At 68.1% G+C, this 24,679-nt stretch carries 25 protein-coding genes; 11 read left to right on the forward strand and 14 right to left on the reverse strand.

The features are described from left to right. Nucleotides 1–5: 5 nt before the first annotated feature. Genes ACWPKK_RS10915 through ACWPKK_RS10930 form a run of 4 tightly spaced genes read left to right on the forward strand, consistent with a single transcriptional unit; the run spans nucleotide 6 to nucleotide 3,564 of the window. The gene (locus ACWPKK_RS10915; RefSeq protein WP_452003691.1) at nucleotides 6–1,016 is read left to right on the forward strand and encodes an ABC transporter permease; all 1,011 of its coding nucleotides are present in this window, start codon (nucleotides 6–8) and stop codon (nucleotides 1,014–1,016) included. Beyond that, nucleotides 1,013–1,933 carry a nickel transporter permease gene (gene nikC, locus ACWPKK_RS10920; protein WP_452003694.1) on the forward strand — a complete coding sequence of 307 codons (921 nt, stop codon included), beginning with the start codon at nucleotides 1,013–1,015 and terminating at the stop codon, nucleotides 1,931–1,933. Before ACWPKK_RS10915 ends, nikC begins: the two co-directional genes overlap by 4 nt. 3 nt (nucleotides 1,934–1,936) lie before the next feature. Further along, nucleotides 1,937–2,782: an ABC transporter ATP-binding protein gene (locus tag ACWPKK_RS10925; RefSeq protein ID WP_452003697.1), complete on the forward strand. Its 846-nt coding sequence runs from the start codon at nucleotides 1,937–1,939 to the stop codon at nucleotides 2,780–2,782. Nucleotides 2,783–2,787: 5 nt separating this feature from the next. Beyond that, complete coding sequence (locus ACWPKK_RS10930) at nucleotides 2,788–3,564, forward strand: ABC transporter ATP-binding protein (protein ID WP_452003700.1); 777 nt, start codon at nucleotides 2,788–2,790, stop codon at nucleotides 3,562–3,564. Nucleotides 3,565–3,585: 21 nt separating this feature from the next. Here ACWPKK_RS10930 and ACWPKK_RS10935 read toward each other — a convergent pair whose 3' ends face one another. Further along, nucleotides 3,586–5,454, reverse strand: a complete 1,869-nt coding sequence (locus ACWPKK_RS10935) for a GGDEF domain-containing protein (RefSeq protein ID WP_452003703.1) — start codon at nucleotides 5,452–5,454, stop codon at nucleotides 3,586–3,588. Nucleotides 5,455–6,066: 612 nt separating this feature from the next. Between ACWPKK_RS10935 and ACWPKK_RS10940 the strand changes: the two genes are divergently transcribed. After that, nucleotides 6,067–7,620 (forward strand): helicase HerA domain-containing protein, encoded by a 1,554-nt coding sequence (locus ACWPKK_RS10940; protein WP_452003706.1) that lies wholly within the window; start codon nucleotides 6,067–6,069, stop codon nucleotides 7,618–7,620. A 4-nt stretch (nucleotides 7,621–7,624) separates the two neighbouring features. Here ACWPKK_RS10940 and ACWPKK_RS10945 read toward each other — a convergent pair whose 3' ends face one another. Both ACWPKK_RS10945 and ACWPKK_RS10950 read right to left on the reverse strand, forming a co-directional pair. After that, the gene (locus ACWPKK_RS10945; protein WP_452003709.1) at nucleotides 7,625–8,125 is read right to left on the reverse strand and encodes an N-acetyltransferase family protein; all 501 of its coding nucleotides are present in this window, start codon (nucleotides 8,123–8,125) and stop codon (nucleotides 7,625–7,627) included. A gap of 181 nt (nucleotides 8,126–8,306) precedes the next feature. Beyond that, nucleotides 8,307–8,825, reverse strand: a complete 519-nt coding sequence (locus ACWPKK_RS10950) for a substrate-binding domain-containing protein (RefSeq protein WP_452003712.1) — start codon at nucleotides 8,823–8,825, stop codon at nucleotides 8,307–8,309. Nucleotides 8,826–9,007: 182 nt separating this feature from the next. On the opposite strand from ACWPKK_RS10950, the gene ACWPKK_RS10955 reads away from it, so the two are divergent. Beyond that, the gene (locus tag ACWPKK_RS10955; RefSeq protein ID WP_452003715.1) at nucleotides 9,008–9,901 is read left to right on the forward strand and encodes a LysR substrate-binding domain-containing protein; all 894 of its coding nucleotides are present in this window, start codon (nucleotides 9,008–9,010) and stop codon (nucleotides 9,899–9,901) included. 28 nt (nucleotides 9,902–9,929) lie between these two features. Here the strand turns inward: ACWPKK_RS10955 and ACWPKK_RS10960 are convergent, their stop codons facing one another. Beyond that, complete coding sequence (locus tag ACWPKK_RS10960; protein ID WP_452003718.1) at nucleotides 9,930–10,940, reverse strand: zinc-binding alcohol dehydrogenase family protein; 1,011 nt, start codon at nucleotides 10,938–10,940, stop codon at nucleotides 9,930–9,932. 240 nt (nucleotides 10,941–11,180) lie between these two features. Here ACWPKK_RS10960 and ACWPKK_RS10965 point away from each other — a divergent pair, with 240 nt between their 5' ends. Next, entirely contained in the window at nucleotides 11,181–11,558 is a 378-nt protein-coding gene (locus tag ACWPKK_RS10965; RefSeq protein ID WP_452003721.1) for a hypothetical protein, read from the forward strand. A 7-nt stretch (nucleotides 11,559–11,565) separates the two neighbouring features. Here ACWPKK_RS10965 and ACWPKK_RS10970 read toward each other — a convergent pair whose 3' ends face one another. The 6 genes from ACWPKK_RS10970 to groES all read right to left on the reverse strand — a co-directional run bounded on the left by ACWPKK_RS10970 (nucleotide 11,566) and on the right by groES (nucleotide 17,535). Further along, entirely contained in the window at nucleotides 11,566–12,744 is a 1,179-nt protein-coding gene (locus ACWPKK_RS10970; RefSeq protein WP_452003724.1) for a hypothetical protein, read from the reverse strand. Between the two features lie 155 nt (nucleotides 12,745–12,899). Next, complete coding sequence (locus ACWPKK_RS10975) at nucleotides 12,900–13,604, reverse strand: response regulator transcription factor (RefSeq protein WP_324868948.1); 705 nt, start codon at nucleotides 13,602–13,604, stop codon at nucleotides 12,900–12,902. Between the two features lie 397 nt (nucleotides 13,605–14,001). Beyond that, nucleotides 14,002–14,919: a DMT family transporter gene (locus ACWPKK_RS10980; RefSeq protein WP_194909856.1), complete on the reverse strand. Its 918-nt coding sequence runs from the start codon at nucleotides 14,917–14,919 to the stop codon at nucleotides 14,002–14,004. A 14-nt stretch (nucleotides 14,920–14,933) separates the two neighbouring features. Beyond that, complete coding sequence (locus tag ACWPKK_RS10985; RefSeq protein WP_324868950.1) at nucleotides 14,934–15,275, reverse strand: hypothetical protein; 342 nt, start codon at nucleotides 15,273–15,275, stop codon at nucleotides 14,934–14,936. Nucleotides 15,276–15,552: 277 nt separating this feature from the next. After that, nucleotides 15,553–17,196, reverse strand: coding sequence for a chaperonin GroEL (groL, locus tag ACWPKK_RS10990; protein WP_014248859.1), 1,644 nt, complete (start codon nucleotides 17,194–17,196; stop codon nucleotides 15,553–15,555). A 48-nt stretch (nucleotides 17,197–17,244) separates the two neighbouring features. Continuing rightward, entirely contained in the window at nucleotides 17,245–17,535 is a 291-nt protein-coding gene (gene groES / locus ACWPKK_RS10995) for a co-chaperone GroES (protein ID WP_014248860.1), read from the reverse strand. A gap of 358 nt (nucleotides 17,536–17,893) precedes the next feature. Between groES and ACWPKK_RS11000 the strand changes: the two genes are divergently transcribed. The 4 genes from ACWPKK_RS11000 (at nucleotide 17,894) to ACWPKK_RS11015 (ending at nucleotide 20,428) form a co-directional block, all read left to right on the forward strand. After that, nucleotides 17,894–18,157, forward strand: coding sequence for an usg protein (locus ACWPKK_RS11000; RefSeq protein ID WP_452003730.1), 264 nt, complete (start codon nucleotides 17,894–17,896; stop codon nucleotides 18,155–18,157). 156 nt (nucleotides 18,158–18,313) lie between these two features. After that, nucleotides 18,314–18,622, forward strand: a complete 309-nt coding sequence (locus ACWPKK_RS11005) for a hypothetical protein (protein WP_452003733.1) — start codon at nucleotides 18,314–18,316, stop codon at nucleotides 18,620–18,622. Nucleotides 18,623–18,758: 136 nt separating this feature from the next. After that, complete coding sequence (locus ACWPKK_RS11010; protein WP_452003736.1) at nucleotides 18,759–19,253, forward strand: lysozyme; 495 nt, start codon at nucleotides 18,759–18,761, stop codon at nucleotides 19,251–19,253. A gap of 101 nt (nucleotides 19,254–19,354) precedes the next feature. Beyond that, on the forward strand, nucleotides 19,355–20,428 hold the full coding sequence (locus ACWPKK_RS11015) for a COX15/CtaA family protein (protein WP_452003739.1): 1,074 nt from the start codon (nucleotides 19,355–19,357) through the stop codon (nucleotides 20,426–20,428). Between the two features lie 95 nt (nucleotides 20,429–20,523). Here ACWPKK_RS11015 and ACWPKK_RS11020 read toward each other — a convergent pair whose 3' ends face one another. From ACWPKK_RS11020 to ACWPKK_RS11035, 4 genes are all read right to left on the reverse strand, one after another. Beyond that, nucleotides 20,524–21,210, reverse strand: coding sequence for a Crp/Fnr family transcriptional regulator (locus ACWPKK_RS11020; RefSeq protein WP_149223987.1), 687 nt, complete (start codon nucleotides 21,208–21,210; stop codon nucleotides 20,524–20,526). A gap of 158 nt (nucleotides 21,211–21,368) precedes the next feature. After that, nucleotides 21,369–21,569, reverse strand: a complete 201-nt coding sequence (gene ccoS / locus ACWPKK_RS11025; protein WP_452003742.1) for a cbb3-type cytochrome oxidase assembly protein CcoS — start codon at nucleotides 21,567–21,569, stop codon at nucleotides 21,369–21,371. Next, nucleotides 21,475–24,006 carry a heavy metal translocating P-type ATPase gene (locus tag ACWPKK_RS11030; RefSeq protein WP_452003745.1) on the reverse strand — a complete coding sequence of 844 codons (2,532 nt, stop codon included), beginning with the start codon at nucleotides 24,004–24,006 and terminating at the stop codon, nucleotides 21,475–21,477. Before ACWPKK_RS11030 ends, ccoS begins: the two co-directional genes overlap by 95 nt. A 58-nt stretch (nucleotides 24,007–24,064) precedes the next feature. Then, nucleotides 24,065–24,595 carry a FixH family protein gene (locus ACWPKK_RS11035; RefSeq protein WP_194909864.1) on the reverse strand — a complete coding sequence of 177 codons (531 nt, stop codon included), beginning with the start codon at nucleotides 24,593–24,595 and terminating at the stop codon, nucleotides 24,065–24,067. Nucleotides 24,596–24,679: the final 84 nt, after the last annotated feature.

Genomic DNA, 24,679 nt, shown 5'->3' on the forward strand with positions numbered 1-24,679 from the left:
TCGTCTTGCCTACGCTGAAACGCGGCCTGACCCTGCTGGTCACGGTGGCCGCAACCCTGCTGGGCCTGCTGCTGGTCACATTCCTGATCGGGCGCGTGGTGCCGATCGATCCGGTGCTGTCCGCGCTCGGCGACCGGGCGAATGCCGAAAGCTATGCGCAGATGCGCACGCAGCTGGGCCTCGACCTGCCGCTGTGGCAGCAGTTCCTCCACTATGTCGGCGACGTGGCTCAGGGCGACCTCGGCACCTCGGTGCTGACCTCGCGCCCGGTGCTGGAGGATGTGCTGCGCGTCTTCCCGGCGACGATGGAACTGGCGACGGTCGCGGTCGTCATCGGCGCGGTGCTGGGTGTGCCGGCCGGGGTGTTCGCCGCCGTCAATCGCGGGCGCTGGCCCGACCATGCCATCCGCCTGCTCGGCCTGATCGGTCATTCGCTGCCGATCTTCTGGCTGGGTCTGATGGCGCTGCTGCTGTTCTACGCCAAGCTGGACTGGGTGCCTGGACCGGGGCGGGTCGACGTCTTCTACGAGGGGATGGTCGATCCGGTGACCGGCATCGTCACGGTCGACGCGCTGCTGGCCGGCGAGACCGAGATCTTCTGGAACGCCGTGCAGCATCTGGTTCTGCCGTCGGCCATTCTCGGGCTCTACAGCGTCGCCTACATCGCGCGGATGACGCGCGGCTTCATGCTGGACCAGTTGCGTCAGGAATACATCACCACCGCACGGGTGAAGGGCATGTCGGAGACCCGTGTGGTCTGGCGCCATGCGCTGGGCAACATCGCGGTGCCGCTGATCACCGTCATCGCCCTGTCCTATGCCGGGCTGCTGGAGGGGTCGGTGCTGACCGAGACGGTGTTCGCTTGGCCCGGCCTTGGGCTCTACATCACCAATTCGCTGCTCAGCGCCGACATGAACGCGGTGCTGGGCGGGACGCTGGTGGTCGGCGCGGTCTTCATCGCGCTGAACCTGCTGTCCGACCTGCTCTATCGCCTTCTGGATCCCCGGGCACGATGACCGCGCGCACCGACACCCGATCCGCCACATGGCGGGACTGGCTGACCACCGACACGCCGCAGTCCCGCGGACAGGCCCGGCTGGGCCGCGCCTGGGCCGGCTGGACGTCCTTCCGCCGCAACCGGCTGGCCGTCGCCGGGCTGCTGATCGTGCTGGCCCTGGTCGTCGTCGCGGCGCTGGCCCCTGTGCTGGCGCCCTACCACCCCTATGCCCAGGACTTGAACAACCGGCTGCTGCCGCCGAGCGCCGCCCATTGGCTGGGCACCGACGCCTTCGGCCGCGACATCCTCTCCCGCCTGATCCATGGCGCACGGCTGACGCTGATGATCGTGGCGCTGGTGGCGGCGACGGCACCGCTGGCCGGGCTGGTGATCGGCACGGTCGCCGGCTATTTCGGCGGCTGGGTCGATACCGTGCTGATGCGCATCACCGACATCGCGCTGGCCTTCCCCAAGCTGATCCTGGCGCTGGCCTTTGTCGCCGCGCTCGGCCCCGGCATCGAGAATGCGGTGATCGCCATCGCCATCACCTCCTGGCCGCCCTATGCCCGCATCGCGCGGGCGGAGACGCTGACCGTCCGCCGCGCCGATTTCATCAGCGCCGCCCGGCTGCAGGGCGCCTCCAGCCTGCGCATCATCCTGGGCCACATCATGCCGCTGTGCGTCGCCTCGCTGATCGTGCGGACGACGCTGGACATGGCCGGCGTGATCCTGACCGCCGCCGGCCTCGGCTTCCTCGGTCTCGGCGCCCAGCCGCCGCTGCCGGAATGGGGGGCGATGATCGCCAGCGGCCGGCAATATGTGCTGGAGCAATGGTGGGTCGCCGCCATGCCCGGCCTTGCCATCTTCATCGTCAGCCTGGGTTTCAACCTGCTGGGCGATGGGCTGCGCGACGTGCTGGACCCGAAGGGGGATTGAGCGATGGCCGACGACACTCCCCTTCTGGAAGTCTCCAACCTCCGCGTCGCCTTCCCCACCCGCACCGGCATGGCCGAGGCGGTGCGCGGCGTCTCCTTCACGCTGGGCCGGGAGAAGCTGGGCATCGTCGGCGAGTCGGGATCCGGCAAGTCGATGACCGGCCGCTCCATCCTGCGCCTCGTGCCGCCGCCGGGCCGGGTGACCGCCGACCGGCTGGCCTTCAACGGCGAGGATCTGCTGGCGGCGTCGCCCAGGCGCATGCGCGACATCCGCGGCCGGCGCATCGCCATGGTGATGCAGGACCCCAAATACTCCCTCAACCCGGTGATGACCGTCGGCCGCCAGATCGCCGAGGCCTACCGCGTCCACAGCAAGGCTGGCGCGGCCGAGGCCAGGCGCCGCGCGCTGGAAATGCTGGCCGCCGTGCGCATCCGCGATCCGGAGCGGGTCTATGACCGCTACCCGCACGAGGTGTCGGGCGGCATGGGCCAGCGCATCATGATCGCGATGATGCTGATCCCCGACCCCGACCTGCTGATCGCCGACGAGCCGACCTCGGCGCTGGACGTCACCGTGCAGATGCAGGTGCTGGCGATCCTGGACGACCTCTGTTCCCAGCGCGGCATGGGCATGATCTTCGTCAGCCACGACCTGAACCTCGTCGCCTCCTTCTGCGACCGCATCCTCATCATGTATGCCGGCCGGGTGGTGGAGAGCTGCCGCGCTTCGGAGCTGCACGCCGCCCGGCACCCCTACACCCGCGGCCTGCTGGCCAGCCTGCCGCGGATCGACGAGCCGCCGGGCGACCTGCCGGTGCTGAGCCGCGATCCCGCTTGGCTGGAGGGGTGAGGGAGATGATCGACATCCGCGACCTGCGGGTCCGCTTCGGCCAGGGCACCGACGCCGTCACGGCGGTGGACGGCATCACCCTGTCGGTGCGGGAGGGGGAGAGCTTTGGCCTCGTCGGCGAGTCGGGGTCCGGCAAATCCACCGTCCTGCGCGCGGTCAGCGGCCTGAACGACGAGTGGACCGGCCGCATCGCGGTCGCCGGCACGGAACAGGGGCCGAAGCGGCATAAGGGCTTCTACAAGCTCTGCCAGATGGTGTTCCAAGACCCCTACGGCTCCCTGCATCCGCGCCACACGGTGGACCGCATCCTGGCGGAGCCGATCGCCATCCACGGGCTGGGCGATGCCGACGCGCGCATCGACCGGGTGCTGCGCGATGTCGGATTAGGCTCCGCCTTCCGTTTCCGCTACCCGCACCAGCTGTCGGGCGGTCAGCGCCAGCGCGTCGCCATCGCCCGCGCCCTGGTGCTGGAGCCGCGCATCCTGCTGCTGGACGAGCCGACCTCGGCGCTCGACGTGTCGGTCCAGGCGGAGATCCTGAACCTGCTGCGCCGCCTGCGGGCCGAACATGGCCTGACCATGGTGCTGGTCAGCCACAACCTCGCCGTCGTCGCCAACCTGTGCGACCGGCTGGCGGTGATGAACCGCGGCCGTCTGGTGGAGGAGATGACGGTGGAGGAACTGCGCCGCGGTGCCGCGCGAGAGCCCTACACGTTGCAGCTCCTGCGGGCCAGCCTGGGCTATGACCGCGCGACGGCGGAAAGTTTCCGGGATTATGCGTGAGGGGGCGATCACGCCGTAGTCTCACGCCAGCCGCACCACGCACAGCTTGTCCTCCGCACCCTTGGCGGCGGCCTTGTGGTCGGCGATGGCGGCGTTGATGGTGTCCGGAGTCAGGCCGTGGCAACCGGGCGGGATCACCACGGCCACGCCGCTGGCCGCCAGCAAGGGAAAACGTCGCACCGCCCCGTAGCGGTCCTTGGCCAGGAACCCGCCGCTGACCCGCGTTTCGGCATCGTACAGGCTCTCGGCATCCGAACGGAACAGGGCCAGCAGCTCCGTCAGCCGGGCCAGCACCTCGCCTTCCTCGCCGCCACTGACGCCCAGGAAGAAGTCGTCGCCGCCGATATGGCCGGCGAAAGCGTCGGCGTCGATGGAGGCCCCGGCGCTGCCGGCCCAGGCCTTCAGCCGCTCGCTGAACATCAGGATGGCGCGGTCGCCCTGGCGGAAGCCGAAATTGTCGTTGAAGGGCTTGAAGTTGTCGAAATCCAGATAGGCCAGCACATGGCCGCGCGCACCATCGGCCAGCGCCCCTTCGATGTGGCGCAGGATGGCGGCGTTGCCGGGCAGGCGCGTCAGCGGGTTCTGGTCCGTCGCCATCGCCAGATTGCGCTCATGCACCAGCCGCAGCAGGGCGCCGCCCGACAGCACGCCGGCATAGGCGCCGCCCTCCACAATCACGATGCCGTCGGCGGCGGATTCGGTGGAGAAGGCTTCGATCACCCGGTCAAGCGGCATGGAGATGTCGCAGACTGGCGAGCGGATGACCAGATCGTCCAGCCGGTCGCCCAGTCCACGGTTGCGCAGCAGCTCTCCGCCGAAGCGCGAATAGACGAAGCGTTTAAGATCGCGCTCCCGGATCAGCCCCAGTGGCCGGTCTTGTTCGTCCACGATCGGGGCGATGGAGGCGCTGCCGTCGCGGCGGAAATAGTCCAGCAGTTCGGTCTTGCGCGAATCGACCCGCAGCGGCGGCAGCCGCTCGATCACCTCCGACAGGCGGCGGTGCGACTCGCTGGGCTGGCGCCGGTCCCGGCGGTTGAGATCCTCGACGATCGCATAGCGGTTGGGCAACCCGGTCAAATCCACCCGCGGCCGAGCGATCAGGAAGCCCTGGGCGAAGTCGCAGCCGAGATCCCGGCAGGTGTAGAACTCGGCGACGGTCTCCACCCCCTCCGCCACGATCAGGATGCCCAGCGCATGGGCGTGGCCGGCCAAGGCCGCCACCAGCGCCCGCTTGCGCGAATCCGCGTCGATGCCGGTGATGAAGAAGCGGTCGATCTTCACATAATCGGGCCGCGCCTCGTACAGCGTCCGCAGACCGGAATGGCCGACGCCGAAATCGTCGATGGCGATGCCGGCCCCGCCATGGCGGTAGCGGTCCACCGCCACATCCACCGCGATGCCGCTGGCGACCGGACGGCTCTCCGACAGCTCCAGCACAATACCGCTGTTGCGCGACGCCGCCGGATCGCGGGCCAGCCAGGGCGAGTCCGGCTGCCCGATCAGCCGGGCGTCCAGGTTGAGGAACAGCTTCGCCTCGCTCCAGCCCGACAGCGCACGGTAGGCGGCGACCGCCTTGGCGTGCAGTGCGGTCTCCACCGTCGCCAGCAATCCCGCGGCCTCGGCAGCATCCAGCAACTCGCCGGCATTGGCGAAGCCGGTGCGCTCGAACCCGCGCAGCAGCGCCTCATAGCCATGGCAGCGGCCCGAGCGCAGTTGGACGATGGGCTGGAAGGCGTAGCGCAGAGCGCCGACCGCCGATGCCCAATCGAACGCCGCAGCATCGCCGTCGGCGGAGCGAACGGCGTTCCAGCTCGCGCCATAGGACTCGGCTCGGTCGCTATCCGTCCGTCCGGCCTTGGTCCCGGCTTTGGTCGTGGTCAGCACAGTCATCGCTCGGTCCGCCAGCGCCGATCCCGCAGTGGGGCGGCATCTGCTTGTAACAGAGCTTGTTTGCGTTTTCATGACCACAGCCCGGCGTTGTCGCACGATGCCACCGCCCGTCGGGAACGCGGGGAATTCAGCCGCATCAAAACGCGGGTTGATCGAAGAGGGGGTCTGAACACGGTGCGGTGGAATGCGCATTGCCCGCACCACCGCGCATCGCTATGCATGCAATGGTGGGAACCGGGCGGCGGAGTGGCCACCGCCCGCGTCCCACCTACCTGGGAGGACAGAGTGGAGAAAGCACTCGTACTCCTGGTCCTGGTGCTTCAGCTGATCAAGGCGATCCTTGAGCTGCTGAAGTAACCGGACCGGACGGGGGGTGCGGTAGCAGCCGCACCCTCCTGTCCGCAAGACTATAGTCAAACCACCCTCCGCCGCAAGACCCACCCCACCACCGGAGCGGTCATCCGCGCCGTTGCCGCTCAATCGTTCGGAGAGTGATTCCCCGTCCGCGGCCCGGCCGTCCCGAATCGAATCCTCGTATCGCTGCGCCCGCCTGCGCTATAGGAAGGCCCCGCCAGTCTTGGAGGCGGTTCGGGTGAGTGGGAGGCGAGCGGGATGAAGGTCGGCATCGACATGGGGGCGACGAACGCGGGCGGCGCCGCGACGCTCGACCTGGAGGAGCTGCTGGCGACCCGTCTGCTGGTCCAGGGCAATTCCGGCTCCGGCAAATCGCACCTGCTGCGCCGGCTGATCGAACAGAGCGCCCAATGGGTGCAGCAGGCGGTGATCGACCCGGAGGGCGACTTCGTTACCCTGGCCGAACGTTTCGGCCATGTGGTGGTCGAGGCCGACGAGCACAGCGAGGCCGCGCTGCAATCGGTCGCCGCCCGCGTGCGCCAGCACCGCGTCTCCGTCGTCCTGAACCTGGAGGGGCTGGACGCGGAAATGCAGATGCGCCATGCCGCCGCCTTCCTGGGCGGGCTGTTCGATGCCGACCGCGACTTCTGGTATCCGATGCTGGTGGTGGTGGACGAGGCGCAGCTGTTCGCCCCCTCGGCCGCCGGCGAGGTGTCGGACGAGGCGCGCAAGGTCTCGCTCGGCGCCATGACCAACCTGATGTGCCGCGGACGCAAGCGCGGGCTGGCCGGGGTGATCGCCACCCAGCGTCTGGCGAAGCTGGCGAAGAACGTCGCCGCCGAAGCCTCCAACTTCCTGATGGGCCGCACCTTCCTCGACATCGACATGGCGCGCGCCGCCGACCTGTTGGGCATGGAGCGCCGGCAGGCGGAGATGTTCCGCGACCTGGAACGCGGCCACTTCATCGCGCTCGGCCCCGCCTTGTCGCGCCGGCCGCTGCCGCTGCGCATCGGGGCGGTGGAGACCCAGGGCCGCACCGGCAGCCCGACGCTGATGCCGCCGCCGACCACCCCGGTGGAGGATGCCCGCGACCTGATCTTCACCACGACCGAGCCGGAGCCGCCGCGCTATGTGCGCCGCCCCTCGACCTCGGCCAGCGCCGACCTGATGGCGCAGCTGGCGCGCGGCCGTCCCGCCGCCCCGCCGCCGTCAATCGACGACAGCACCGCCGAACAGCCGGCCCTGCTGCCGCTGGAGCCGCAGGAAACGCCTGAGCAGGCCGCCGAACGCGAGGCTCAATACGACCAAGTTCTGGCCGAGGTTCTGGCCGATCCGGAGGCGCCCTACCGCTCGCTGGCCGTGCTGTACCAGGATTTCCTGGTGCGCTGCCGGGGCCGCGGGGTGGATGGCGACCGGCTGGCGCTGCCCGCCTTCCGCCGTCGTCTGGCGACCGCCCGCGCCGGGGCCGGCAGCGGCGACGATCCCGCCTGGCAGCGCGCGACGGAGGTCGCCGCCACCCTGGCGGAGGACATCCAGCCGGTCTTCCTGCTGCTGGCCCGCGCCGCGCTCGACCACGCCCCCTGCCCGTCCGACGCCGATGTGGCGCGCGCCTGCGGCAGCCGGTCCAAGGGACGTGGCCGCCGCCTGCTGACCTACATGGAGCAGCGCGGCTTCATCACCAGCCGCAGCGGCCTGGGCAACACCCGCGCCATCAGTCTTCCGGCACTGGGCTGGGAAACCGCGCTCGGCGACCCCAACGCCGACGATGCCGCCGACGCTCCCGACGAGGGCGGGCTGTTCGCGGCGGGGTGAGCACTCACGCGGCCAGATGCTTTTGCATGAACAGAAGGTCGAGCCAGCGGTCGAACTTACGGCCGACCTGACGCAGGCAGCCGGCTTCGACGAACCCGAAGCCGGCATGCAGACGGATTGACGCGGTGTTTTCCGCGTCGATGCCGGCAACGATCGTATGCTTGCCGTTGTGCCTCGCATCATCCAGCAGGGCAGCCAGCAGACCTCGCCCGATCCCCTTGCCACGCACGGAGGACTCCACATAGATCGAATGCTCGACCGTGTGCTTGTACCCTTCCCATGGGCGAAACTCGCCATAGGACGCAAAGCCGACCACTGCGCCGTCGAGTTCAGACACCAGAACGGGCATGCCCTTCGCCTGACGGTCCGCCATCCAGGCACGGCGCTGTTCCAGCGTGCTTGGCGTCAGGCTCCACACTGCCGTGGTGTTGAGGATCGCCTCGTTCAGGATGGCGAGGATGGCAGGCAGGTCGGCGTCCGTCGCCGCCCGTATGGCGTGAGTCATGGTTGGAGTCTCCGTTTGGGCACCCACCCCATGATTCCACTATGCTGGAATAAATTCCATCAAATTGACTGCTCTACTCCTGGCTTCCCACAGACGCCCAAAACAAAGAAAAGGGCCGCTTGCGAAGCGGCCCTTCCAGAGGGGAAAGACTGCGCGCGTCTGCCAGTCGGCTCCCCGCTGGTCAGCTCCCCACCGTTGGTGCGCTCACCGGCTTGCCGCTCTGCCTCCAGCTGGCGACGAAGTCGTTCACGCCGGGGACCGCCATCATGTGCGAGTCCTTGACGTAGACGAAGCGCTTCGGCCCGAACCCATATTCGGTCAGCGTGATGCCGGCGGTGCGGCAGCGCTGATACTCGGCCGCGCTGATCGGGCGGTCGGAGGCGACCATGTCGGGGTGATCCAGCCCGACCCCGCCGCAGAAGGCACGGAACCCGACGGCTGTGCCGCGCGCGTCCAGGCGCGGCTTGGTGTCGGGACCGCCGTCGTATTTGGCCGCTGCCTGATCAACGGTGCCGCGCAGGGCCGGGCTGCCGACGATCCAGATGCCGCGGGCCTCGGGCGGCGGCTTGGGCACTGCCGGCGGCGGAAGCGCGGCGGTCTGTTGCGGCGGCATCTGGCCCGGCATCTGACAGCCGGCGAGCAGCGCCGCGGCGGCAAGTGCGAGAGCCAAACTGCCGGCCGGCGCGGGAAAACGGATCATCGGGCGTCTCTCTCCTCAAGCATCGTCAGACATCCGGGCGGCGAGGCCCGGGGGCTGACAATGAGAACGCCCCCGCTCCGCTTCAACGGCTTGGCCGCCGCTTGTCCAAATGCGTCGCTCGCCATCCATGAACGTTCGCGATAGGATGGATGCCACCAATCATCATCCGGAATGTATCCTTCATGTCCCTGCCCGACCTGGAGATCGACGCGTTGCGTGCCTTCATCACCGTGGCGGAGGCCGGCGGCTTCACCGCGGCGGCAGACCGGCTGGGCCGGACCCAGTCGGCGATCAGCGTCAAGATCAAGAAGCTAGAGGACACGCTCGGCCGCCGGGTGTTCGAGCGCACCAGCCGGTCGCTGGCGCTGACCCATGACGGCGAACTGTTGATGGGCTACGCCCGCCGCCTGCTGGACCTGAACGACGAGACGGTGCGCCGCTTCGCCGAACCGGCGGCGGAGGGCGAACTGCGTTTGGGCGTGGCGGAGTATTTCCTGTCCGACCATCTGCCCCATGTCCTGCGCCGCTTCGCCAAGCTGCACCCGCGCCTGCACATCGACGTGCGGGTGGGCCTGTGTGGCGAACTGGTCTCGGCACTGGATGGGGGTGAACTCGACCTCGTCATCTCCCGCCGCGACGCGGGCGACAACCGGGGACGCGGCATCTGGACCGAACCGATGCGCTGGGTCGCGGCCCCCGGGCTGGAGATCCCTGCCGACGGTCCCCTGCCCTTCTGCGCCCTGCCCGCACCTTGCGTCTTCCGCAACCGGGGACTGGCGGCGCTGGGCGAGGCCGGACGCCCCTGGCGGGTGGTCTACACCAGCGGCAGCGTCATGGGGGTTCAGGCCGCCGTCCGTGCCGGGCTGGGCGTGGCGGTGCTGAGCGAATCCTCCATACCGGAGGGCGTGCGCCGGCTGGGCGCGGAGGACGGCCTGCCCGAACTCGGCAACGTCGAAATGGCGATCTTCGGCGAGACGGCTCGCAACCGCCGCCTCGCCGAACCTCTGGTCGGCTTCATTCTGGACAGTCTGTCGACCATGTACCCGGCCCGCCCGCCGCTTGCCCTGGCAGGTTGAGAGGGGCGGGCCAAGTCTCGGCGACCGGTCAGAAGCCTTCGAGAACCACCTTGCCGCGGGCCTTGCCCGATTCGATCAGGGCATGGGCCTTGCGCAGGGTCGCGGCATCGATGCGCCCCAGCGTTTCGGTCAGGGTGGTGCGCAGGGTGCCGGCATCGACCAGACGCGACACCTCGGTCAGCAGCTCATGCTGGGCGATCATGTCGTCGGTCTGGAACAGCGGGCGGGTGAACATCAGCTCCCAATGGAGCGAGACGCTCTTGCGCTTCAGCAGGCGGACATCGATGGGCTCGGGGTCATCGATCAGGCCGATGCGGCCCTGCGGCGCCACCAGCTCCACCAGATCCTGGAAGTGACGGTCGGTCGCGTTCGTGGAGAAGATATAATCGACACCGGCCAGTCCCAGCGCCTTCACCTGCTCCGCCATCGGCCGGCTGTGGTCGATCACGTCATGGGCGCCCAACTCGCGCACCCAATCGGCGGTCTCATGACGGGACGCGGTGGCCAGCACGCGGACCTTGCTCAGCCGGCGTGCCAGCTGGATGGCGATGGAGCCGACACCGCCGGCCCCGCCGACGATCAGCAGCGACTTGCTCTCGCCCCCGTCGCGCTGCAGACCCAGCCGGTGGAACAGCATCTCCCAGGCGGTGATGGCGGTCAGCGGCAGGGCGGCGGCCTCGGCCACGCTCAGGCTGGCCGGACGCGCGCCGACGATGCGCTCGTCGACCAGATGGAATTCCGCATTGGTGCCGGGACGGTCGATGGAGCCGGCATAGAACACGGCGTCGCCCGGACGGAACAGGGTGACATCCGGTCCGACCGCCTCGACGATGCCGGCGGCGTCGAAGCCCAGGATGCGCAGATCGCCATCGGCGGGAGCGGCGTTGCGGCGCAGCTTGGTGTCCACCGGATTGACGGAAACCGCCTCCACCCGGACCAGCAGGTCGCGGCCGGTGGGGGTCGGACGGTCGATCTCGACGTCGATCAGCGCGTCGGCGTCGGTGACGGGCAGGCTCTTGCGGTAACCTATGGCTTTCATGATTGGCCTCGCCTTCAAGGATGGAGAAGAAGTCGAAGCGCAGGATGGCGGCGTCCACAGGATATGTTAAATTCATAGTTCTTGTTTCATCCATCCCGATCCATGATCGATCACCCCATGAATCGGTGGGCGAACGGATTGACGCCAAGGGGGTATGGAATAGCCGGGCGGGCTGAGGTGTTTGTACCGATGACCAGCCTCACCGCCGAGTCCGGTCTCTGCATAACGGAAAGCAAGGCCATGAGCATCGTCCGCCCCAAGATCCTGACCGCCCTGCTCTTGGCTGCGAGCGCCGCCGCGCTGTCGGGCTGCGTCGCCACGGGTGGGTATGATCCCTATTACCCGGCCTATGGCGAGACCGTGGTGGTGCCGCCGCCGGTCGTCGTGCAGCCCGGCTACCGCTATCGCACATGGGATGACGACCGCGGCTGGCGCCGGCGGGGGTGGGACAATCACAGGGATTGGGGAAACCGCGGGGATTGGGGAAACCGCGGGGATCGGAGCAATCGAGGGGATTGGGGCAACCGGGGGAATTGGGGCAACCGGGGCGGAGGCGACCATAACGGCGACCCGCATGCGTGGGAACGCCCCGGCGGCCCACATGGCTGGGGCCGCTGACGGACACTCAGCCGGCCGAAGCGGAAACGCGGTCGACGCGGTTTCGCAGGACCAGGATGGTGTGGTCGTCGTCGCGCACCACGCCGTCGCGCAGCAGGACGAGTGCCGCCAGGGTGGGATCGACCTTGTGCAGGTCGCGGTGGATGAACAGGGCCGGCAGCCGGGCGCATCCGCTGGTGTAGAGGACCACATGATCGCCCGGTCCCCACAGCAGATGGACCGACGCCGGAGCCAGCGGATTGAATCCCACCATTGCCCAGCGGGCGCCGAGCGCCAGGATCTCCTGCGGGCGCACCACCGCGCCGGCCAGGGTGCCGAGCGCCGTGTAATCGACCGCCTTGCCGTCGAATCGCAGGATCGCCAGGGCGGACCGGCCGATCTGCTTCAGGACCGGATCGTGGGACAGCCCTAATTCGGGCCGAATCCTCAGGTCGCGCCGGATGGCGTTGACCACCACGGGGGCGGGCAGATCGGGCACCGTCGCGGCGACCACCGTCTCGACCTGCGCGATCACCTCCGGCGTCATCCTGGTCAACGGCCCGGACGGCGCCTTCTCGCCGCCGCCGGCCGCCTGATCGGCCGCCTGCTCATCCGGCTCGGTCTCGCCGTCGATCATCAGCGCGATCCCGCAGGGACCGTCCGGCCCGCGGGCGGGGGAGCAGCGGACGAACCAATGATCGATGAAAGGTCCGCGCCGGACGGTTTCGCCACCCTGCCGCTCGATCATCACCGCTCCGGCCTCCGCCATGGCGTCGGCGAACGGCGAATCGCCGGCACCGGGGCGCAGCACGCGGGCCAGCAGCGCCGACCCGATGCCCGGCGTGGCATGGATGTGGAAACGATCGGCCAGCCGGCGCGCCGCCTCCAGATCGGCGCCAAGCCCCTGGACCGGGTCCGGCGGCAGTTCGGTCGTTGCCAATTCGGTCGTTGCCAATTCGGCCGTTGCGGGATCGCGGTCGTACGCCAGGCACTCGACCCCGGCTCCGGACCGCATGCGCGCGATCAGCAGCGTCCCATCGGGACGATTCAACGCATATCCGCACAGCGCCGCCACAAGGCGGTCCAAACGGGCGGCCTCTTCGGCAGCCAGCACGCCGTCGGCCCGCTCCGCCGCGATCCGCCGCGCCGTGGCGATATCGTCCGGCGACGCCACGGAAATGCGACGGTGACCATGGTCGGGGAACATCGGACCGCTCCTGTCGGCGTTCTGGTTGCTCTTCTCCAGAACTTTACAATCCTCTGCCCGCCGATCCCAACGAGAAGGACCGGACCGGCACCGATTTTCGAAGCTTCGGTCCCGGCAACGTCATTCCGCCTGGAAAGCCGCACCCGGATGGACTGTCAGGATGCGATCGCTTCCATCATCGCCGGTTGGCGAATGGGCAGCGCACGCGGCAGGTCGCGGCCGCGCAGCATCTCCGCCGCTTCCCACAGGCGGCCCAGCCCGACGATGGACCGGCAGCCGGTCTTCTCCATGATGCGGGCGCGGTGGACCTCCACCGTCTTGATGCTGATGCCGAGTTCCCAGGCGATGGTCTTGCTCTGCTTGCCGTCGACGATCAGTTCCAGCACCTCCGACTCGCGGCGGCTCAGCAGGGCGAGCCGGCGGACGGCGTCGCGGCTGCGGTCGCGCTGCTCGGCATGGGGGTTGCCCGACGCCAGGCAGGCGCGCAGCCGATCCAGGAAGGCCGGGACGGCGAAGGGCCGGGCGATGCAGTCGGACGCCCCGGCCTTCATCGCGGCCACGGCGGCGTCGACGTCGCCCTGTTCGGTGACGACCAGAACCGGCAGGTCATGGCCATGCAGCGAGGCCTCGGCCATGAATTCGATGGCGGTCATGTCCGGCAGGTCGTTGCGCACGACGATGCAGGAGGAGGCGGTGCCCAGCACGGCCAGCGCGTCGGCGCCGGTGCTGTGGACGCGGCAGGCGATGCCGACGGCACCCAATGCCCGCGAGAGCGTGCTGCGCGACAGCAGGTCGCCGTCGACGATGTGAACGAGGCAGGCGGTATTCAGGGAAACCGGCACAGGCATTTGCAGGGGCATCTTGGGACCTCCACCACAGCGGACCGGCGGACAGCGCCGGCTCCTCATGGCGACCGATCGATCTGCGAACCGCCGCCATGACCTGCATTTTAGCGGTCATCCCTTATTGACCGCCGCTGGCGCGAAGGATAGCGGATGTGTCTAAAAGGATATCGGGGATAGTATACACGCGAACATCCGCTCGACACGCCCGATCGGAACGCTATCCCCCGACATACCGCAAAACCAATCGGCGAATTCGAAGAATAAATTCGCTAAAATTCAGGCAACCCAAAGAGCTTATTGAAGAATACTGCGGGCCAGATGCTGCCCTGCGAGCGAGAATAACTCTCAAACAACATCGTTTCGATGCGAGATGAGGAAAGTTACCCGCCGCTGGAAATAATCTGGAAATCCGTCAGACGCGGCGGCGAGTCGCCAGGACGATGCCGGCGGCGATCAGGGCTATGCCGATCCCGTGATAGAGATGCGGCTGCTCGCCCAGGAACAGGATGGCCAGCAGGCTGCCGAAGACGGGCACCAGATGGATGGCGAGGCCCGCCGTGTTGGGGCCGAGCAGTTCCACCGCCCGGTTGAAGCAGAGATAGGCGGCGATGGACGGGAACAGCACGGTATAGCCGACCGCCAGCAGCGTGATGCCGCTCGCCTGCACCGGATGCCCGCTCAGGCTTTCCCAGATGTAGAAGGGCAGCAGTTCCACGGCACCGATGGCGAAGGTGACGACGACGAAGCTGAGGCCATGGATCGCCGGCCGGCGGCGCAGCAGCGTGGTGTAGGCGGCATAGATCACCACCGCCGCCAGCATCCAGACATCGCCCGCGTTCAGTTCCAGGCCCAGCAGCGTCGCCGGATCGCCATGGGAGATCAGCGTCATCGCACCGACCAGCGAGACGGCGATGCCCAGCCCCTGCATTGCCCCGATCCGGTCGCGGAACAGGACGAGGCTCATCAGGACGATCATCACGGGCATCGACGACTGCAGCATCACGCAGTTCAGCGCGGTCGTCGTGTTCAGCGCGATGTATTGAAAGGTGTTGTAGATGCCGATGCCCAGCGTGCCCAGCAGCAGCACGCTCTTCCACCGCGCCAGGATCGGCGTGATGTCGTGGCGCAGGTGCGGCCAGGCGAAGGGCAGCACGATCAGCACGCCCAGGCACCAGCGCCAGAAGGCCAGCCCGATGGGCGGCACGGCCCCGGCGACCGCACGCCCCAGGACCGCGTTGCCTGCCCAGAACAGGGGCGGCAGCATCATCAGCAGCCAGGCCTGATCGGCGAGACGGGATCCTTTGACGGGAGCGGTGCGATCGGCAGGCATGGCGCTGTGCGTCCTCAGCTGCGGCGGCGGGGCGAGGCGAAGACGCTGGATGCGGACACCGCGGCGTTGCGGTCGCCGCCGTCTTCGGCGCGGAAGACGCTGGGGCGCGATTCGCGGCGGGGGGGACGCGGCGCGTCCTCGCGGCCCTCGCGGCCCTCCCGCGGAGGCTTGGCAGGCTGGCGCAGTTCGGCGTCGAGTTCGGCGATGCGCTTGACCAGCGCTTCACGGATGGCGGGGGCCGCGTGGGCTTTCAGCGTCGCCAGCTGCTCCTTGAGCTGAACCAGCTGGCGCTGCTTCTGCTCGCGGGTGCGCTTGATGGCGACGTTGTCGGAATGCTGGCCCTCGAAGGAGCGCATGGAACAGGCCCTCGTTGAAAAATACGGAAGTCAGAGGCCGGCGCCCCGCATTGGGGCGCCCGGCGAGAGGGGCCGATTATTGGGAGGCGCCCGCGCCAAAGCAAGGCGGACTTCGCCTTGACTTTTCCGGATGGCGAAGGGTGGCTGCAACCGGCCAACCTATCCCCGGCGCATCTCCGGCGCATCCCCAGCCCCAAAAGAAAAAGGACGCCCCCTTGCGGAGGCGCCCCTTTCCCGAACCGCGGAACGGTCGGCAAATAGACGGACTGCGGGCTGATTAGAAGCCCATGTCGTCCATGCCGCCCATGCCACCCGGCATGCCGCCCGGAGCAGCCTTCTTCTCCGGCTTCTCGGCGATCATCGCCTCGGTGGTGATCAGCAGGCCGGCGATCGAGGCCGCATCCTGCAGGGCGGTGCGGACCACCTTCACCGGGTCGATGATGCCGGCGGCGACCAGATCGGTGAACTCACCCTTCTGGGCGTCGTAGCCGAAGTTGGCGTCGTTCTGGTCCAGCAGCTTGCCGACCACGATCGAACCGTCGGTGCCCGCGTTGTAGGCGATCTGACGGACCGGGGCCTGCAGGGCGCGGCGGATGATGTCGATGCCGACGCGCTGCTCGTCATTGACCGGGACCAGCTTGTCCAGCGCCTTGCCGGCGTACAGCAGAGCGGAACCGCCACCGGCGACCACACCCTCTTCCACCGCGGCGCGGGTGGCATGCATCGCGTCGTCAACGCGATCCTTGCGCTCCTTCACCTCGACCTCGGTGGCACCGCCGACGCGGATGACCGCGACGCCGCCGGCCAGCTTGGCCAGACGCTCCTGCAGCTTCTCGCGGTCGTAGTCCGAGGTGGTCTCCTCGGCCTGGGCGCGGATCTGGCCGCAACGGGCTTCGATGTCGGCCTTCTCGCCGGCGCCGTCGACGATCGTGGTGGTCTCCTTGGAGATCACGACCTTCTTGGCGGTGCCCAGCATGTCGAGCGTGACGTTCTCGAGCTTGATGCCGAGATCTTCCGAGATGACCTGGCCGCCGGTCAGGATGGCCATGTCCTCCAGCATCGCCTTGCGGCGATCACCGAAGCCCGGGGCCTTGACGGCGGCGATCTTCAGGCCGCCGCGCAGCTTGTTGACGACCAGGGTGGCCAGGGCCTCGCCCTCGATGTCCTCGGCGATGATCAGCAGCGGACGCGACGACTGGACGACGGCCTCGAGGACCGGCAGCAGCGGCTGGAGGCCCGACAGCTTCTTCTCGTGCAGCAGGATGAACGGGTTTTCGAGGTCCGCGATCATCTTGTCGGCGTTGGTGATGAAGTACGGCGACAGGTAGCCGCGGTCGAACTGCATGCCCTCGACGACGTCCAGCTCGGTGTCCAGGCTCTTGGCCTCTTCCACCGTGATGACGCCCTCGTTGCCGACGCGCTCCATCGCCTGGGCGATCATCTTGCCGATCTCGGCTTCGCCGTTGGCGGAGATGGTGCCGACCTGGGCGATCTCGTCGTTGGTCGTGACCTTCTTGGCGCGGGCCTGGATGTCGGCGACGACGGCGGCGACGGCGATGTCGATGCCGCGCTTCAGGTCCATCGGGTTCAGGCCGGCGGCGACCTTCGTCACGCCTTCGCGGACGATGGCCTGGGCCAGAACGGTGGCGGTGGTGGTGCCGTCACCGGCCAGATCGTTGGTCTTCGAGGCGACCTCGCGGACCATCTGGGCGCCCATGTTCTCGAACTTGTCCGACAGTTCGATTTCCTTGGCGACCGACACACCGTCCTTGGTGATGCGCGGAGCGCCGAAGGACTTCTCGATCACGACGTTGCGGCCCTTCGGGCCCAGCGTGACCTTCACGGCGTCGGCGAGGATGTCAACGCCACGCAGCAGCTTTTCGCGCGCGGTGGGGCCGAACTTGACGTCTTTGGCAGCCATGTCTCGATTCCTTTAACTTGTAAATTTCGAAGGATACGGGCGGAGGACTTAGGCCTCGATGACGCCCATGATGTCCGATTCCTTCATGATCAGGTAATCGACGCCTTCGATCTTCACTTCCGTGCCCGACCACTTGCCGAACAGGATACGGTCGCCGGCCTTGACGTCCAGCGCCACGACCTTGCCGGCCTCGTCACGGGCGCCGGGGCCGACGGCGATGATCTCGCCTTCCTGCGGCTTTTCCTTGGCCGTGTCGGGGATGATGATCCCACCCTTGGTCTTGGTGTCGGACTCCAGACGCTTGACGACGACGCGGTCGTGCAGCGGGCGGAACTTCATGGAATGCCTCCTTGGATCAAGGCTTGGTTCTGACTGACGTGAATTGGCGCGGGCGGCGGCTGTTAGCACTCCCACCCGGCGAGTGCCAGACAGCTAATCGAAGCAGTTTGGGGATTCAAGAGGCTCGTTTCGGAATTTGGCGCAAATGCCGGCAGCACTCGTCGCCTCATGCTGCTAACACATTGGTCGAAAACGATTTTCTGTCTTGCGAGAGGAAGCGGCGCCGGGCAAGATTTCTTCAAAGGGTCACATGAAGACCCGACCGTCCCGGTACCGGCGCACCGCCGCCGGGATCGCATGAGAGGAACCGGACACCGCACATCCCCGACCGATCAGCCGACCGCATGGGAGACCGCGCATGGCCAATCTCGTCCTCCAACTCCGTGATTTCCGCCTGACCACGGCCGAGATCCTCTATCACATGCCGGACCATCCCGGCCTTCTGCAGTGCTATCTGTGGCAGGATCTGGATCAGGCGCCGGAGTATCCCGTCCTGCGGCGCTTCCTCGATTTTTGGCAAAGCAACCTCGACGGCAAGCTGCATTCGGTGCGGCTGGCGACCCAGCCCCTGATCACCCCCGGCGATCTGCGTCACGCCGCCGTGGATTTCCATATCCGTTGATGCCCGTCCGGGCTCCATGTCGACGTCCTTCCAGGCGTCGACGGCGGCCCCCGGCATCACGCCTTCCGCGCCCCTGTGACAGCCGTCACAGCGCCCGCTCACCCGGATCGCTAAAATTTTAGCAAATACCGGCGGCGACAGAGTGCGGAGGGCGCAATGATGGCGGAGCGCAGGACAAAGTCCTGGAAAGAAGGCTGGGGCGATCGTGATGCCGTCGGCAGCATGTCGGACAAGGTGGCAGACGACGTGGCGGGCAAGGTGGCGGGCAAGGTGGCGAACGGAGCGGCGGACCGCACCGACGCCCGTCCGGCCATCGGACAGCCGACTTGCAAGCCTCCGACCCGGCAGGATCGCGAGGGCAGGCTGGTGGAGGCGCTGCTGGAATTCACGACCATCGCCGGACTGTTCGCGCTCCTGTTCGCCCTGTTCGTGCTGTTCGGCGCTGCCCACACTCTGGCGCCCTGAGCCTAACGCCTCGCCCCCGTAACTGATTGCGGCAATTTTAAATCTGCTCTTCCCGTATCACGGGTATTTCGCCTAGGATCGCCTCCGTTGAGGGCGGATGCCATCCGCCCGGCGCGCGAAGCGGGAGTTTTCAATCATGACCACCCAGCCGGTCTGCCAAGCCGCGGTCGACCTCGTGAAGCATTTCGAAGGTCTCTATCTCAAAGCCTATCTCTGCCCGGCGGGCGTCCCCACCATCGGCTACGGCCACACGGCCGGCGTGAAGATGGGCCAGACCATCACCGCCGATCAGGCCGACAGCTTCCTCGCCTCCGACCTGACGGACGCCGCCGGCCGCGTCGACGCGTTGGTGAAGGTATCCCTCAACGATGACCAGCGGGGCGCCCTGTCCTCCTTCGTCTTCAATTTGGGGGCTGGCAGCCTGCAAAGCTCGACCCTGCTGAAGCTGCTGAACGCCGGCGACTATGCCGGGGCCGCAGGCCAGTTCGGCCGTTGGGTCTACGCCACGGTGAACGGCAAGCCGAGCCAGCTGCCGGGCCTCGTCGCCCGCCGTGCGGCGGAGGCGGCGCTGTTCCAGAGCCAGACCGCCCAGGCCCAGGGCGGCATCGCCACGGCCGACGGCACCGCCTGAGCGGGCACCGTCCGATCCATACGGGACAAGAGGCGTTTGACGGAGCGGGATGTTCGCACCACATTGGCGAACATCCCACCGCCGTGCTCCGGAATACCGCCGTGACCGCCCTTGCCTCCGACAGCCTCGCCTCCTCCGCCCGCCCGAACGCCGATCGGCCGATTGCCGCCTGGCTTCTGGTCTGCGCCGCCATGGTGCTGGCCATGGCCGTGATCGGCGCCATCACCCGGCTGACCGAATCGGGATTGTCGATGGTGGAATGGAAACCGCTGATCGGCATCCTGCCGCCCTTGTCGGAGGCGGAGTGGAACCGGGTCTTCGACCTCTACAAGCAGACTCCCGAATTCCGCATCTACAACAGCCACATGGATCTGGCGGGGTTCCAGTCGATCTTCTGGTGGGAGTGGTTCCACCGGCTGTGGGGCCAGCTGATCGGGTTCGTCTTCCTCATCCCCTTCCTGCGCTTCTGGATGCAGGGCCGCATCTCGCCCGAACTGTGGCCGAAGCTGGCGGGTCTGTTCCTGCTGGGCGGACTTCAGGGCGGCATCGGCTGGTTCATGGTGAAGAGCGGGCTGGTCGATGCGCCGAACGTCAGCCATTACCGGCTGGCCCTGCATCTCGGCACCGCGATCCTGATCTACGCCCTGCTGCTGCGCACCGCGCTGGGGCTGCTCGACCCGCTGCCGCTGGCGGGATGGCGTCCGGAAGCCGCCGGCCTGCGCCGCCACACCGGCTGGGCGCTGGGGCTGGTCGCCGTCACCATCGTCTGGGGCGCCTTCGTCGCCGGGTCGGATGCCGGCCTCGCCTACAACACCTTCCCGCTGATGGCCGGCCACTGGATTCCGCCGGAGGTGAACACGCTGACCCCCTGGTGGCTCAACCCGTTCGAGAACACCGCGGCATTGCAGCTGATCCACCGCACGCTGGCGATCCTGACCGGCGTCGTGGTCCTGGTCCTGGCCGTTCGCGTACTGCGCACCCGCCTGCCCGGCCGTGCCAGCCGCGCCGCGGTGGCGTCGGCCGCCATGATCCTGCTGCAGATCGCGCTGGGCATCGCCACCCTGCTGACCGTGGTGTGGATCCCCGTCGCCGCCGCCCATCAGGCAGGCGCGATCCTGGTGGTGTCGATGCTGGTGTGGCTGCAGTTCGAGTTGCGGCCGGTGCGGCGGGAGTAAGGGCAGCCGGACTCCGGCAACGATCACCGCTCCGGATACAACGGTAATTTGAGATGACGCAGTGTGGTTCGGAAACTAAGGCGTGACGGCCTGCGTCACGCCCCTTCGGCCAGATCGTACATCGCGTCGATGTCCGCGATCAGGACCTTGTTGCCTTCCTGCAGCGAGATGACGCCCGCGGTCTTCAGCTGGGTGAAGGTGCGGCTGACCGTCTCGGTGGTCAGGCCCAGATAGTCGGCGATGTCGGCGCGGCTCATCGGCACGAAGACCGGGTTTTCCTTGTGGCCGCGGCGGGCGGCGCGCTGGGACAGCATCAGCAGGAAGGAGCAGATCTTCTCCTTCGCGGTCTTGCGGCCCAGCAGGAGCATCTGGTCCTGAGCGGCGGCCAGTTCGTTCGACGCCATGGAGAACAGGCGCCGCTGCATCTTGGGGAATTCCTCCAGCAGCGCGTCGATCTTCTTGCGCGGGAAGCGGCAAAGCGAGGCGCTGGTGACGGTCTCCGCGGTGTACGCATAGCTGTCGTTGACGGCCAGCCCCAGGAAGTCGCCGGTCACCAGGAAGCCGGTGATCTGGCGGCGCCCGTCCGGCAGCAGCTTGTACAGCTTCACCGTACCGGAGGTGACGTTGTAGAGCGCGTCGGCCGCGTCGCCTTCGGCGAACAGGGTGTGGCCGGCATCGATGCGCACATTCTGCAGAATGTCGGCAAGACGGCGCAGCTCCTCCGGTTCCAGCGCGGCGCAAACCGTCAGGCTGCGCACGGGACAGGCCCCGCAGGGATTCATTTCCGTCGCAGCGCTCTTTTCCCGAGCACGAACCGTATCAAAAGGTGGCATGGACGAACCCAGCCTTTCATTCCGCATGGGCTCATATTGGTGGCAATCGCTGAGAATCGCAACCTCGCACGCATACAACCTTTTCTTTGCCCATACGGGCTTTGGCACTATTGCCTCCGGACAGCCTCCGTGGCGGCCGGCTCGGTCCCCGACCGGGGAGCCGCCGGCAGGTCGTCGTCGAACAGGACGCGGTGCGCCGCGCCGTCGAGATCGTCAAACTGGCCGGACTTCAGCGCCCACAGAAAGGCCGCCAGCCCCAGACCGCCCAGGCTGAGTGCGATCGCGATCAGATAGAGAAGCTCGTCCATCACCCGAATCCTTACCCGGCAGATCCCGCACAGTCATATCCTGGACGGGAACATCCTTGACGACGGCACCGCGGGCCAGCCGCAGCGCGTTGAGAATGACGATCAGCGACGACGACGACATGGCGAGCGCCGCCAGCAGCGGCGTCAGCATGCCGCCCATCGCGAGCGGCACGGCGCAGAGGTTATACACCAGCGCGATGCCGAAATTCTGCCGGACCAGACGGCCGGACCGGCGGGCGACCTCCACAGTCTCGACGATCGGGCGCAGCAGGCGACCCTGGAACACCACGTCCGCCGTGGTCTGGCTGACGTCCACCGCGGTGGAGGGCGACATCGACACCGCCGCCGCCGCCAGCGCCGGGGCGTCGTTCAGCCCATCGCCCACCATCAGGACGGTGCGTCCCTCGGCGGCCAGTTCCGCCAGCACGGCGGTCTTGTCGGCAGGCGTCTGCTCGGCCCGCCAGTCGGCGATGCCCAGCCGCTCCGCCACCGCCGCAACAGCGCCACGGCGGTCGCCCGACAGCAGCCGCACCTCCAGCCCGCGGGCCTTCAGCGCCGCCACCACGGCCACGGCGTCCGGCCGCGGAGCGTCGAGGAACACGATTCGCCGCGGCTCCTCGCCCGGACGGGCGAGCCACAGCTCCGGACCGGCGGCGTCCTCCGCCTCCAGCGGCGCGCCGGTGAAACGGCGGCTGCCGAGCCGGACCTCCCCATCGTGGGTGTCCAGCGACAGGCCGGCACCGGCGACCTCGCGCACGCCCGCGGCGACCGGCACCTGCGGCGCGGCGGCTGCGAGCGCGCGGGCCAGCGGATGCCGGCTGGCCGCGGCCATCGAGGCCGCCAGCGCCAGATCCTCCGCCGCCAGCCCGTCCAGCTGCGGCACCGGGCGTCCTTCGGTCAGGGTTCCGGTCTTGTCGAACACCACCGTGTCGATGCTGGCCAGCCGTTCCAGAGCGGTCGGGCTCTTCAACAGGGTGCCCTGGCGCATCAGGCGGCCGCTGGCGATCACCTGCACGACCGGCACCGCCAGCGCCAGCGCGCAGGGACAGGTGATGATCAGCACGGCGATGGCGTTCATCAGCGCGTCCTGCCACATCGCCCCGCCCAGCAGCATCCAGGCGGCGAAGGTGCTCAACGCCGCCAGATGCACCACCGGAGCGTAGAGGCGCGACACCCGGTCGGCGATGGCGACATATTTGGCGCGGCCCTGCTCCGCCACCTCCATCAGCCGGACGATCTCGGCCAGCAGCGTGCCCTCCCCCACCGCGGTGACGGTCAGGCGCAGCGGCGCGGTCAGGTTCAGCGTTCCGGCGAAGACCTGGTCGCCCGGCCGTGCGGTGCCTGGCACCGTCTCGCCGGTGATCAGGCCGGTGTCGAGGTCGGAGATGCCGTCGGACACCCGACCGTCCACCGGGATGCGTTCGCCCGCCGCGACCAGGATGGTGGTTCCGCTGGTGACCTGTTCCGGCGGAACGACGGCGCTGGTGCCGTCCTCGCGCAGGATGGTGACGGCGTTGGCGCGCAGGCCCAGCAGCTGTTCCGCGGCCGAGCGCGCCCGGCCGCGCGCCCGCTGGTCGAGATAGCGCCCGACCAGCAGGAAGAACAGCAGCATGACGCCGCCGTCGAAATAGGCATGGTCGCCGCTGTGGATCGTCTCGAACAGGCTCATGCCGGTGGCGAGCAGGACACCGATGGTGATCGGCACGTCCATGTTGGTGCGGCCATGGCGCAGGGCCGACAGCGCCGAGCGCGCGAAGGGACGCAGCGCATAGGCGATGGCCGGCATGCAGATCAGCGCCGAGATCCAGTGCATCAGGTCGCGGGTGGCGGTGCCCATGCCCTGGCTGTGGCCGGCCCAGACCGACACCGACAGCAGCATGACGTTGCCCATGGCGAAGCCCGCGACGGCCATGGCGCGCAGAAGCTCCTTCTCGCTCCTCGCCTGGGCGCCGCCCAGCCGGTCCGGATCGAAGGGCACGGCGCGATAGCCCAGTTGGGCGACGGTGCCGACCACCGTGTTGGCATCGGTGACCTTGGGGTCCCAGCGCACCGTCAGCCGGCGCGTGGTCATGTTCATGCGGGCGTGGCCGACGCCCGGCTGGCGGCTGAGCGCCGATTCGATCAGCCAGACGCAGGCCGCGCACTGCATGCCGTCGACCATCAGGTGCAGGCTGCGGGTGCCGTCGGAGTCCTCGCGCGCATGCGGTTCGTAATCCACCGTCGGGGCGTCGTCGGGGCGCAGCGGGCGCGCGGTGGGATCGACGCTGCGACGCTCGTAGTAGCGCTCCAGCCCCAGGCCGCGGACGAGATCGTAGGCGGCGGCGCAGCCGGTGCAGCAGAAGGGGCCGACCCCGTCGGTGGCCGTCGTGGCGGAGTTGGAGTTTGAAGCGGCGGCTTGCTCGCCCAGTTCCTGTCCGCAATGGAGGCAGACGCTCATCTCACATCACCCCGATGATCCCGGCCCGGCAATCGCTGCCGATCGGCCCCTTCAAAGCTCACTGCACCCAGACGCGCTTCTGGTCCTGGTAGTCGCCGGTGGAGTGGGTGATGACGAAGCGCATGTCCCACTGGCCTTCCAGGTCCAGTTCCACCGGAGCGCCGTAACGGCCTTCTCCCAGATACGGCAGGGTCAGCGTCTTGTCGTGGCCGACGGTGGTCGGACGGATCATCGACACGGTGACGCCGGCATCCTTCAGGACGCGGCCTTCCTTGTCGCGGGCGGTGATGGCGACCAGGGCCTTGCGGGGCTCGGTGCTGGTGAATTCCGCCTGCACCTGCCAGCCGCGTTCGGCCTGGGCGCGGGCGCCGGCGAGATCCTTGTTGTAGCTGATGCCCTTGATGAAGTGGTTCTCGGTCTGCACGCCGGTCCAGCTCGACATGGCGAAATGGACCATGATCGCGTTCACCGACAGAACGATCATGAAGAGGCCGACGAAGATCCAGGGGATGTACCATCCCTTCTGGCGCGGCGGCTTGACACGCTTCGGAGCGGTGGGGCGGTTTCCGGTGGTCGTGCTGATGGTCATGGTCGCTGGCTGCCCTTCGACTGGTCGGCGGCTTCTGGTCGGCAAATTCCGGTGGCCGGTCGGGGCACTATGGCGACCGATTGC

Source organism: Azospirillum largimobile (assembly GCF_977007025.2).